At 75.5% G+C, this 11,459-nt stretch carries 10 protein-coding genes; 3 read left to right on the top strand and 7 right to left on the bottom strand.

Annotated features, from left to right (window positions below; genetic code table 11):
- Positions 1 to 8: 8 nt before the first annotated feature.
- Positions 9 to 209: a Trm112 family protein gene (locus tag ACH5HR_RS16025; protein ID WP_402377871.1), complete on the bottom strand. Its 201-nt coding sequence runs from the start codon at positions 207 to 209 to the stop codon at positions 9 to 11.
- Positions 206 to 1,660, bottom strand: a complete 1,455-nt coding sequence (locus ACH5HR_RS16020) for a phosphomannomutase/phosphoglucomutase (RefSeq protein ID WP_416478830.1) — start codon at positions 1,658 to 1,660, stop codon at positions 206 to 208. Before ACH5HR_RS16020 ends, ACH5HR_RS16025 begins: the two co-directional genes overlap by 4 nt.
- Before the next feature lie 95 nt (positions 1,661 to 1,755).
- Between ACH5HR_RS16020 and manA the strand changes: the two genes are divergently transcribed.
- Positions 1,756 to 2,955, top strand: coding sequence for a mannose-6-phosphate isomerase, class I (gene manA, locus ACH5HR_RS16015; RefSeq protein WP_416478800.1), 1,200 nt, complete (start codon positions 1,756 to 1,758; stop codon positions 2,953 to 2,955).
- 9 nt (positions 2,956 to 2,964) lie between these two features.
- On the opposite strand, the gene ACH5HR_RS16010 is transcribed toward manA, so the two are convergent.
- Entirely contained in the window at positions 2,965 to 3,333 is a 369-nt protein-coding gene (locus ACH5HR_RS16010) for a DUF3499 domain-containing protein (protein WP_402377880.1), read from the bottom strand.
- Between the two features lie 67 nt (positions 3,334 to 3,400).
- On the opposite strand from ACH5HR_RS16010, the gene ACH5HR_RS16005 reads away from it, so the two are divergent.
- Positions 3,401 to 3,856, top strand: a complete 456-nt coding sequence (locus ACH5HR_RS16005) for a metallopeptidase family protein (RefSeq protein ID WP_416478798.1) — start codon at positions 3,401 to 3,403, stop codon at positions 3,854 to 3,856.
- Between the two features lie 35 nt (positions 3,857 to 3,891).
- Here ACH5HR_RS16005 and ACH5HR_RS16000 read toward each other — a convergent pair whose 3' ends face one another.
- The 3 genes from ACH5HR_RS16000 to ACH5HR_RS15990 are packed head-to-tail and all read right to left on the bottom strand — an operon-like array spanning position 3,892 to position 9,155.
- Positions 3,892 to 5,490 (bottom strand): DUF5719 family protein, encoded by a 1,599-nt coding sequence (locus ACH5HR_RS16000; RefSeq protein ID WP_416478796.1) that lies wholly within the window; start codon positions 5,488 to 5,490, stop codon positions 3,892 to 3,894.
- Positions 5,487 to 8,771, bottom strand: a complete 3,285-nt coding sequence (locus ACH5HR_RS15995; protein WP_416478795.1) for a glycosyltransferase — start codon at positions 8,769 to 8,771, stop codon at positions 5,487 to 5,489. Before ACH5HR_RS15995 ends, ACH5HR_RS16000 begins: the two co-directional genes overlap by 4 nt.
- 48 nt (positions 8,772 to 8,819) lie before the next feature.
- Complete coding sequence (locus ACH5HR_RS15990; protein WP_416478793.1) at positions 8,820 to 9,155, bottom strand: WhiB family transcriptional regulator; 336 nt, start codon at positions 9,153 to 9,155, stop codon at positions 8,820 to 8,822.
- Positions 9,156 to 9,328: 173 nt separating this feature from the next.
- Here ACH5HR_RS15990 and ACH5HR_RS15985 point away from each other — a divergent pair, with 173 nt between their 5' ends.
- Positions 9,329 to 10,054, top strand: a complete 726-nt coding sequence (locus ACH5HR_RS15985; protein WP_416478792.1) for a TIGR03089 family protein — start codon at positions 9,329 to 9,331, stop codon at positions 10,052 to 10,054.
- 4 nt (positions 10,055 to 10,058) lie between these two features.
- Here the strand turns inward: ACH5HR_RS15985 and ACH5HR_RS15980 are convergent, their stop codons facing one another.
- Positions 10,059 to 11,372, bottom strand: a complete 1,314-nt coding sequence (locus tag ACH5HR_RS15980; RefSeq protein ID WP_416478790.1) for a UDP-glucose dehydrogenase family protein — start codon at positions 11,370 to 11,372, stop codon at positions 10,059 to 10,061.
- Positions 11,373 to 11,459 lie beyond the last annotated feature (87 nt).

Raw genomic sequence — 11,459 nt, 5'->3', positions numbered from 1 at the left:
AGGTCGGGTCAGAGGGCCCGTGCCTCCGGCTCCAGCAGCACCGGGATCCCGTCCCGGACCGGGTAGGCGAGCGGGCGCTGCGCATCGGTGGAGTGCAGCTCGGGCTCGCCGTCGGGCCCGACGGCGTCGACGAGCTCCGCGCCCGTCACCGGGCAGCGCAGCACCGAGCGCACCCACGGGTCCATCCAGGGCGTTCCGGTCTCGCTCATGCGTCCTTCTCCTCCCGCACGAGCGACAGGACGTCGTCGCGCAGCTTGATCATGATGTCTTCGTCGGCCGCCTCGACGTTGAGCCGGAGCAGGGGTTCGGTGTTGGAGGCACGCAGGTTGAACCACCACCGCGGGTGCTGACCGTCCCAGTGGGAGACGGTCATGCCGTCGAGGGTGTCCACGACCGCCTCGGGGTAGGCGCGCGTGTAGACCTCGCGCACGCGCTCGGCCGCCTCGGCGGCATCGCTCACCGTCGAGTTGATCTCCCCGGAGGCTGAGTACGGCGTGTACATCTCGGCCAGCGCGGAGAGCGGGTGGTCCTGGCTGCCCAGGGCGGCCAGCACGTGCAGCGCGGCGAGCATGCCGGTGTCGGCGAACCAGAAGTCGCGGAAGTAGTAGTGCGCGGAGTGCTCCCCTCCGAACACCGCGTCGTGGGAGGCCATCTCGGCCTTGATGAACGAGTGCCCCACCCGGGTGCGCACCAGGCGCGCGTCGGCGGCGCCGAGCAGGTCCGGCACCGCGCGCGACGTGATCAGGTTGTGGATGATCGTCGGGGTGCGGCCCGCGGCCAGCTCACGGGTGATCTCACGCATCCCGACCAGCGCCGTGACCGCCGACGGCGAGACGGCACCGCCGCGCTCGTCCACCACGAAGCAGCGATCCGCGTCACCGTCGAACGCCAGGCCGATGTCGGCCTCGTGCGCCACCACCGCGGCCTGCAGGTCGACCAGGTTCGCCGGCTCGAGCGGGTTGGCCTCATGGTTCGGGAACGTGCCGTCCAGCTCGAAGTACAACGGCACGATCTCCAGCGGCAGCGCGGGCAGACCCGCGGCGCTACCCAGCACCGCCGGGACGGTCAGCCCCGCCATCCCGTTGCCGGCATCGACGACCACCTTCAGCGGCCGCACCGTCGAGACGTCCACCAAGCCCCGCAGGAACGCGGCATACTCGGCCAGCAGGTCGACGTCGCCGATCACGCCCGGCGTCGTCTCGGCGCCGTCGGGGCCGGCAGCACCGGCGGTGCCGTCGAGGAGCTCCTCGGCCCGGGTGCGCACCTGCGCCAGCCCCGAGTCCTGCCCCACCGGTCGTGCCCCGACCCGGCACAGCTTGATCCCGTTGTACCGCGCCGGGTTGTGCGACGCGGTGAACATCGCCCCCGGCGCGTCCAACGACCCCGACGCGAAGTACAGACCGTCGGTCGAGCAGAGGCCGATACGCACTACGTCCACACCCTGCGACGTCACACCCTGGGCGAACGCCTCGACCAGACCAGGGCCCGACTCACGCATGTCATGACCTACCACGACCCGCGAGGCACCCTCCGGCGCCACCACCTCGCGCGCGAACGCCTCGCCGATCGCCCGCGCCACGGTCGGCGAGAGCTCCTGGGGGACCACGCCACGCACGTCGTACGCCTTGATGATGCTCGAAAGATCGGTCACACCGGACAGCCTACGGCGCACCGGCAGCGGCAACCCGCCGCGAGCCGGCCGTCCGTGGCAGGCTTCACCCCTCCGGGTCCGCCGTCCTGTGGTTGGCTGAGGCCGTGACCGCGCTGCATCTGCTCGACAACTCGCTGCGGCGCTACGACTGGGGCTCGCCGACGCGTATCCCCGCGCTCCTCGGGACGGTCCCCGACGGGCGGCCGGTGGCCGAGCTGTGGCTCGGCGCCCACCACAGCGCCCCGAGCCGGGCGGGCGGGGTGCCGCTGCACGAGCTCGTCCGGTCGGCGCCGGACGCGATGCTCGGACGGCAGGTCTCCGACCGGTTCGGCCCGCGGCTGCCGTTCCTGCTCAAGGTCCTCGCCGCCGACCGTGCGCTGTCCCTGCAGGTGCACCCCAGACCGCACCTCGCACGTGCGGGGTTCAACCGGGAGAACCGCCTCGGCATCGCCCCCGACTCCCCCGAGCGCTCCTTCCACGACGACCAGCACAAGCCCGAGATGGTCGTCGCCCTCACCGAGTTCGACGGCCTCGCCGGCTTCCGCACCCCACGGACGGTCCTGGACCTCCTGGCCGGGCTCGACGGCCCCCTGGTCGCCCAGATGCGCACCGCTCTGGAGACGGACCGCTCCCCCGCCGGCGTCCGGTCGGCCTTCACCCACCTGCTCGCCGCCCGCACCTCGGCACAGTGCCCCGGCGAGGTGGCGACCACCGTCGAGGCCGTACGCGACCGCCTCGCGTCGGGTTCGCCGTCGGCCCGGGCGGACGCCACGGTGCTGGCGCTCGCCGAGCAGCATCCCGGCGACCCGGGCGTGCTCGCCTCGCTGCTGCTCAACCGCGTCACCCTCGACCCCGGTGAGGCGCTGTTCCTGCCCCCGGGCGAGGTGCACGCCTACCTCTCGGGCCTCGCGGTGGAGGTCATGGCCTCGAGCGACAACGTGTTGCGCGCGGGCCTGACGACCAAGCGGGTGGACAGTGAGGCACTCCTGGAGTGCGCGTCGTTCGCGCCGCGACCGCCTGCCGTCCCCGATCGCACCACGTCGGGCGCCCAGGGGGGCGTGCACACCTACCGCGCGCCGGTGACCGAGTTCGCGCTCACCCTGGCCGACGTCGCCGGAGGTGCGGACCTGCCGGGCTCCGGTCCGCGCGTCGTCCTGACCCTGGACGGCGAGGTCGAGCTGCACGCAGCGGCCGTGCCGCGCCCGACGCCGCTGTCCCGCGGCGGGTCGGTGTTCGTGCCGCACGACGCGGGCGCCCTGCGGGTCTCGGGCCGGGGGCACGTCGTCTGCGCCTGGGTCCCCTGACCTCGGTCCTCAGTCCGGCTCGGCGCGCAGCACGCGCAGGTGGCCCCGGCGGGCGGTCTCCGTGACGTTCGGCTCGGCGGGCGACGGCGCGGCGTCGGTCCGGCGGCCGCGGCCGGCCTCGCGCACGGCCTCGGCGAGCGCCGAGAGGTCGTCCTTGGACGGCGGCGGGACGGCGAACTCCGGCTGCAGGCGGACGACCTCCCAGCCGCGGGGTGCCGTCAGCCGCTCGGCGTGCACGGAGCAGAGGTCGTAACTGTGGGGCTCGGCGTGCTGCGCGAGCGGTCCGAGCACCGCGGTGGAGTCCGCGTAGACGTAGGTGAGGGTCGCCACAGCAGCCTCCGTGCATGCCGTGCGCGAGCACTGCCTGGTCGATCTCACGCCGGGAGAATACTTCCGGGTGCGCCCTCCTCGCTCCAGGCGCGCCGGTCGTGGCTACGCTCGGACGGTGAGCAGCTTCGATCTGACGCCCCCGCGCGACTCCCCCGCTCCCCGTGGCCTGCGCCGTCGCGACCGCCGGGGCCGCGGCATCCGTGGCCCGCTGATGCCACCGGGGGCGCCCGCGCGCCGGACCCGCGCCGAGCGGTTCGACGACCTGGTGCTGGACGCGCTCGCCCGCGTGGAGAGGTCCTGGCCGGCGGTGAGCGGCACCGAGCTCGCCGTGGAGGACGTCCCGCCGTCGGACCCGGCGCCGTGGGAGTCCGGCGGGGTGCCGCTGGGCCGGCTCTTCCCCGCGGAGGCGGGCCAGCCGGCACGGATCGTCGTCTACCGGCGGCCGGTCGAGTCACGTGCCCTGGACGTCGAGGACCTCGCGGTGCTGGTGCACGAGGTCGTCGTCGAGCAGGTGGCACATCTGCTGGCGCGGACGCCGGAGGAGATCGACCCCGGCTTCGGGGCGCGCTGAACGGATCGGGCGCCCGTCCCGGGTCGCCCGTCAGGTCACCACGCGTCGACCCGCCGCACGGCGACGCCGCCCGGCGCGACGACCGTGGGCGTCGGGTCGAGCGTCGCGACGAGCGCGTCGGCCGTCTGCGCGGCATCCGCTGCGGCCAGGCGTACCGACCAGACCAGGGCCGCGTCACCGGCCGCCGCGGCCTCCACGGTGACCGCGGTGACGGCCCCGACGTCCGCGACGGGCAGCTCGACGGTGCCGCCGACCGGCACGGTGACCTCCTGCTCGGCCGCCACCGTGCCGTCCTGGTCCAGGCCGCGCACCGTGGCGATCACGTCGCCGGAGGGAGCGTCGTCGACCCCTCGGTCCGCCGGGACGCCCGCGAGCACGAGCGTCGCGCCGTCGGCGCCACGGGGCAGCGCGACCTGGCCGGACGTCGGTTCGTCCGGCGCGCCGAGCGTCCGGCCGGCGCTCCACGCCACGTCGTACGGTGTGCCGTCGACCACGGCGTCCTCGTCCAGAGCGCCGGGCACGGCGAAGCGTGCTGCCCCGACCACCGGGACGTCCGCGTCCACCACCACGGTGTAGGGCCCCGGTTCCAGGCCGCCCAGGGGGACGCCGACGACGTCACCGGCGGCGAGGGCGACCCGCTCCGCCCCGCGCAGGGTCACCCGTCCGTCCGGGCCGTAGACGCGCACGTCGGCGGTGCCGGCACCGTCGGGAGCCAGCAGCCACATGGTGGCGGCGTGCTCGTCGTCGGCCGCCTCCCCGCGGCTGACCACGCCACTGACGCTCAGCGTGTCGGCCGGCTCGGCGCCCGCCTGGACGAGGTCCGTCCCCGCGGGTAGTAGACCGTCGATGCCCTGGCTCTGCAGGGACGTGGTCACCCGCGCGCCGGCGGCCTGCACGTGCACGGCGAGCCGGCGCTGCTCGGGGGCGAGCGAGTCGAGGCGCGTCACGACCTGCTCCCCCGGCGCCACGGTGAACGCCGACTGACCACCCACGGCGACACGCCCGGACGGGCCGAACACCTCGAGCGCGACCGACGCCGGCCGAGGGCTGGGGTTCTGCACCGCGAGCAGCGCGCTGGCCCCCACCTCGCTGCTGCCGCCCACCAGCCAGTGCGAGGTGCTGGGCGTGGCGCAGGACGCGGCGGCGAGCCCGCGCAGGTCGCCCGCCGTCGTCAGCGACGCCACCGCGGCGGAGGTCCGCAGCGGGTCGGCCGCCGAGGGCTGCGCGTGCAGCACCCGCACCTCGTCGGCCGGCCCGGACGTCACCGCCGCACCGGCACCCTCGGTCAGTGGCTCGTCGCCCGAGCCGTCCAGCGCCGTGAGGCCAGGAAGGTCCGTGGCGCCGCCGACGGCGGCACCGAGCGTGGTCTGTGTGCGCACCGGTGCGGCGTCGAACTCCTCGTCGCCGACGTCGGCGCCGTCCGGGAGCCGGACCGGCGGCGGGCACACCGACAACCGCTCCGCGGGCTCGACCGGGACCTCCCGCGTGCCGGCGTCGAGCGCTGCCTGGGTCGCACCCGTCCACCGGCCCACCCACTGGTCGCCGACGGCGGCGGTCGCGCCCAGCACGCCCACGACGGCGAGGCCGGAGACGACGGCGACGGTCGCGCGTCCTGCGCGCACGAGCCGGCTCATCGGAGCCTCCGGCGGGCGACGGGCAGCGCGAGCAGCACGTAGGCGACGAGCACCAGACCGGCGACGGCGAACCAGGGCGGTCGCGAGGACGCCTCGTGGGCCACGGTGACGTGTCCTGCCTCACCGCCCAGCTCGAAGGCCTGCCGGCCGTCCACCTCGACCGCGGTGAGCCGACGGCCGTCCAGCTCGGCCCGCCACGACGGACCGGCCGTCTCGGCGAGGACGAGGACGCGGTCGCCGGGGCCGTCCCCGACGCGGTCGTCGACGGCGGTGCCGTCCGCCGCGAGAGTACGTCCCGGTGCCTCGACGGCGCCCTCGTCGGGCACGTCGTCGAGCACGGAGGCCCAGCCCGGTGGCGGGACGTCCTCGATGCCGACCCGCCACAGCAGCACGGCGCCCTCCGTGACCCGAGCCAGCCCGGGCACGAGGTCGAGCGTGGTCACCAGCTCGGGGTCGCCCTCCGGCGGGAGCTGGACCGCGCCGACCCCCAGCGCGGACAGCCGGGCCGCGAGGTCGGGGGCCCGGCCGACGGCGACCTGGGCGACGAGCTCGTCCAGCCCGGCGACGTCGTCGCGGGCCGGGCCGGGCGCGAGACCGGCGTCCCGGGCCCGCACGACGACGGACGAGTCGAGCAGGCTCGAGCCGTCCGCGTGCAGCAGCGTGTAGTCGACGACGCCGTCCGTGCGGTCGAGCTGGAGCACCCGGGCCGCACGCGGCGGCGACTGCATCTGCTGCCCGACAGCCGGGACGACGGCCGCGTCGGTGACCTGCAGGTCGGCCACCGAGTCGGCGCCCTGCGCCTCGTCCAGCCACCACACGGCCAGGCCGCCGACGGGCAGGACGAGCGCGAGCGCGGCCAGCGCGCCGACGCCGACCCGCCGGGTGCGGCCTTCCCCGGGAGCGGGTGCGGCGGCCAGCGCGGCGAGCCCGAGCCCGAGCAGCAGCACGGACAGCCCTGCCCCGGGCCAGCCGTGGACGGCGGCGCTCATCCCGTCCGCGGCCTGGCCGGAGGCGACCGTCGTGCCGGCGGCCAGCAGCGCGGCGACGAGGCCGACGACGGCGAGCGCGATGCCGAGCCGTGAGGCCACGACGCGGCGGCGCACGAGCAGCCCGACGACCGCGAGCGCCAGCACGCCCGCGCCGAGGAGCCACGGGCCGGCAGCCAGCACGAGCGCGAGCGGGCCGTCGTCCGGCGCGGTCCCCGTGAGCCACGGCGTGGGCGCCGTGGGGTGGCCGAGGAGCAGCATGAGCCCGTCCGGCGAGGGTGTCGGCAACGGCACCCCCGGTTCGGCGAGCAGCGGACGCCACCCGCCCTCCGACCAGGTCGCCACGGCGTGCCACCAGAACGGCAGCGGCACGACCACGGCTGGCAGGAGCACGAGCAGCAGGCGCCGCCACTGTCGCCACGCGACGGCGATCCCGCCGACCACGGCCACGACGGCCACCGGGAGCAGCACGGGGGCCGCGCTGACGGCGACGGCGAGGAGCAGGCCCGCAGCGGCGGCGGCACCGAGCGAGCCGCGCCGTGCGGCGGGCGGTCCTACCGCGTCACGGGCGTGGGCACCGACGGCGCGGGCCACCGCGACGAGCACCCACGGCAGGGTCAGGTGGGCGAGCAGCGCGCCGACCCGTCCCGTCCCGAGGCTCTCCAGGAAGCCTGGCGCGGCCGTCCAGACCAGTGCGGCGGCTGCCCGGGCCCAGGCCGAGCGGGTCACCACTCCGGCGGCGAACCAGCCGCCCAGCGCCGCGAGCGGGAGCGCCGCCACGACCAGCGCGTTCACGACGAGCTGCGCGCTGCCGCCGGTGACGGCGGTCAGGAACGCGAGGACGAGGAGCACCGGGTCGGCGGGTGCGCCGGTCCCGAGACCGTCGCGCACCCAGCCGGAGGTGGCGGCCTCGACCGCCGTGGCGAGGTCGGCGGGCGCGGGCAGGAGCGCACCACCGACGACGCGGCCGCCGTCGGCGAGGACGCCTTGCCACGGCCCGAACGCCGCGCCGGCCACCGCGACGGCGGCGAGCAGGACCAGCGCGAGCGCCGTCCGACGGCGGCGGGCCAGCCCGCGCAGCTCGTGGCGCTCCAGGTCGCTCGGCTGCCAGACGACCCGCTGGGCCTCGGTGCGGGCGAGGCGGGCGTCCCGGCGTTCGGCCACGACCTGCCGCCAGCTCGCCCGCAGGGGGCGCAGGACCCGCCGGGGCTGGGTGCGGGTCCGGGCGGCGCGCCGTCGTCCCCGGACCCACGGCACCACCCGCAGGACGGTGACGATCGGGGCGACGAGCTCGTCCCGGGCCTGCGCGGGGCGCTTGAGGGCGAGACGGTAGGCCGCGGCGAAGGGCGCCCACACCAGCATGGCCACGGCCGCGACCGGCAGGAGCGGCAACGGGACGCCGACGAGGCGCGCGTACAGCTGGCTGCGCCGCCGGGCGTACGCGGACGCCGTGGCCCCGGCGGGGACACGGTTGCCCCGCAGTCCGCGCAAGGAGGCCTGCGCGTGGTGCACGACGGCGTCCGGCACCACCACGACGCGGTGCCCGGCCAGGCGTGCACGGCGGCAGAGGTCGAGGCTGTCGCCGAACCTGCCGAGCTCGGGGTCGGTGCCCGCGAGCGTGGTCCACACGCTGCGCCGCACCAGCGCCCCGGCGAGCCCGACCGCCAGCACGTCCTCACGGGCGTCGTGCTGACCCTGGTCAATCTCGGTGTCGTCGAGCCCGGTCATCCGCCGGCCCAGGGGCGAGACGGTGTAGCCGACCTCGACGAGCAGCCCGGGGCGTTCCGGGTCGGGTGCGGCCTGCGGCCCGTCGTCCTCGACGTGCCACCGACGCTGCTTGCACCCGGCGACGGCGACGGCGGCCGAGTGCTCGACGGCGCGCAGCAGCCGGCCCAGCGCGTCGGGTGCCGGGACCGAGTCGTCGTGCAGGATCCACAGCCAGGTGGACGGCGGGAGGTCGGTCACTGCGAGGGCATGGTCCACCGCCTCGCCGAGCGTGCGTGCTCCCGCACCGCCGACGAACCGGCGCCCGCCCATGCGCAGGTCGGTGTGGCTCGCGGTGGACTCGGTCGTGTCGACGTCGACCACGACCACGTCCTCCGGCGCGCGGTCCTGTGCGGCGACGGCGTCGAGCGTCGCCTGCAGGAAGCGGGTGCGGCCCTGGGTGACGACGACGGTCGTGACGGTGACCGCGACACGCCCGGTCCCGCCCCGGGACGTCGTCGTGTCGAGGGCCGCGCCGTCGGTCGCGTCCTCGTCGTGCCGGGGTGCCTGGGTCAGGTGCGGAGCAGTCATCCTGTCCGCCATGATGCGGCGCGCAAGGCGGACCGCGTGGGATATCCGTCAGACGGCGCGCCGCTTCAGCTTGCGACGCTCCCTCTCCGACAGCCCGCCCCAGATCCCGAACCTCTCGTCGTTCTCGAGCGCGTAGTCCAGGCACTCGGACCGGACCTCGCAGGATGCGCAGACCTTCTTGGCCTCGCGCGTCGACCCGCCCTTCTCAGGGAAGAATGCTTCCGGGTCGGTCTGGGCGCACAGAGCTCGTTCCTGCCACCCCAGCAGGGTCGCGTCGTCCTCGACGACGTCCTGGCCGAACAGCGGCAGGACCGGTGCGACCCGGTCCGGCTCGCTCATCACATCAGACGGGAAGACCTCGTCCCCGTCGAGCAAGTTCCACATGGCGTGCCCCTCCATGCCGTTCTGTCGGAAACTGCATACCTGGAATTACACGCGTGTCTTTCCGGGTCGTCAAGCCGAAATGTGCTAAGCCGCCAAACTGCACGTCGTGTTCACAACTGTCTGAGGTGCCCTTGAGGTGCGCCTGAGGCGCGCGGCGCTCGTAGGCTGACGCCGTGAGCACTCCACCCAGCACCGTCACCGACCTCCTCGAGCGCCTCGTCGCCACCGGCGGACGACCTGCCCTGACCTGGTACGGCGACGACGGCGAACGCATCGAGCTGTCCGGGGCGGTCCTCGGCAACTGGGTCTCCAAGACCGTCAACCTGCTCGTCGAGGAGTTCGACGCCGGGCCGGGCACCGACGTCGTGGTCGACCTGCCGGTCGGTTGGCGCCAGACCGTGTGGGCGCTGGCGGCCGCACGGTGCGGCGCCGCCGTGGTGCTGCGCGACCCGGACGCCGACGCCGCGGACGCGGACGCACCCGACGTGGTGGTGACCTCCCGGCCCGAGCGCTGGGCGGGCACGACCGCCGAGCTCGTCGCCGTCGCCCTGCCCGCGCTGGCCCGCCGGTTCGACGGCGACCTGCCGCCGGAGGCGATCGACGCCGCAGCCGCGGTCATGACCTACGGCGACGCCATCGGGTTCGACCCCGCGGCCGGGCGACCCGCACCGCTCTCGGCGCTCCCGGGTGCCGACGGCGCGGCCGGTGCCGGGGACGACGCCGGGCGTTCGCTGGTCCGCGGCGCGGGAACCGTGCGCCGCGCGCTCGGCGAGACCGTCGACGTGTGGGCACGCGGCGGGTCCGTGGTGCTCACCTCGGCCGCCACCGCCCGCGAGCTCGCCCAGGACGCGTCCCGGCTCGAGCGGCTGGTCACCTCGGAGCAGATCACCCGGTCCTGACCGCTCAGCTGCGCCCGAGCGCGCGATAGCGCCAGCCCGCCGCCTCCCAGGCCGCGCGATCCAGCGCCTGCCGGCCGTCGAGCACCGTCCGGCCGGCGACGAGCTCGCCGACCCGCACCGGGTCGAGGTCGCGGAACTGGCGCCACTCGGTCAGCAGGAGGACGACGTCGGCGCCCCGCAGCGCCTCGTCCACGTCCTCGGTGCAGGCGAGCTGCGGCGCGCGCAGGCGGGCCGTCGGGACGGCCTGGGGATCGGTGACCACGACGTCCGCACCCGCCTCGTGCAGCCGCGTCGCGACCTCGAGGGCGGGCGAGTCGCGCACGTCGTCGCTCTCCGGCTTGAAGGCTGCACCCAGCACCGCCACGCGACGGCCCACCACCGAACCACCGAGCATCTCGGCCGTCAGCTCGACCATCCGCTCACGACGTCGGCCGTTGATGCGATCGACCTCCCCGAGGAAGGCGACCGCCTCGCCGGCGCCGAGCTCCTCGGCACGGGCCGTGAACGCGCGGATGTCCTTCGGCAGGCAACCACCCCCGAAGCCCAGCCCCGCATTGAGGAACTGCCGCCCGATCCGCACGTCGTGCCCGATCGCGTCCGCGAGCTGGGTCACGTCACCACCGGCGACCTCGCACAGCTCGGCCATCGCGTTGATGAACGAGATCTTGGTGGCCAGGAACGAGTTCGCCGCGACCTTCACCAGCTCCGCCGTCGGGTAGTCCGTGACGATCCGCGGCATCCCGTCTGCCAGCGGGACGGCGTAGACCTCGTCCAGCAGCCGCGAGGCCCGTTCCCCCGCCTCGCCCTCGGGCACCCCGTAGACGATCCGGTCCGGGTGCAGCGTGTCGTCGACCGCGTGGCCCTCCCGGAGGAACTCCGGGTTCCACGCCAGGACGGCACCGGGCACGGCGGCTGAGACGACCCCGGCGAGGCGCCCCGCGGTCCCGACCGGCACGGTCGACTTGCCCACGACGACGTCCCCCACCGCCAGGTGCGGCAGCAGCGACTCGACGGCCGCGTCCACGTACCGCAGGTCCGCGGCGGACGACCCGGCAGCCTGCGGGGTACCCACGCACACGAAGTGCACCGCGCAGCCGGCCGCCGCCCCGACGTCGGTACCCACCCGCAGACGGCCGCTGCGCATGGCGTCGACGAGGAGCTCGTCGAAGCCCGGTTCGTAGAAGGGTGCCTTGCCGAGCGCCAGGGCACCGACCTTCTCCGGATCGACGTCCACACCGACGACGTCGTGGCCCGATGCCGCGAGCGCCGCCGCATGGACCGCACCGAGATAGCCCAGCCCGATCACCGAGATCCGCATGCTGGCGAGTCTAGGGACACTCGGTTGCGTCCGGGCGGCCAGGGCGGGTGAACCCGCTGGCGTGCGCGTGAACACTCCGCCGACCCA

The sequence above is a fragment of the Isoptericola maris genome, assembly GCF_048065335.1.
GTDB classification, from domain to species: Bacteria; Actinomycetota; Actinomycetes; order Actinomycetales; family Cellulomonadaceae; genus Isoptericola; species Isoptericola rhizosphaerae.
The sequence above is the reverse complement of the archived record's forward strand: the minus strand, read 5'-3'. Positions and strand labels throughout refer to the sequence as shown.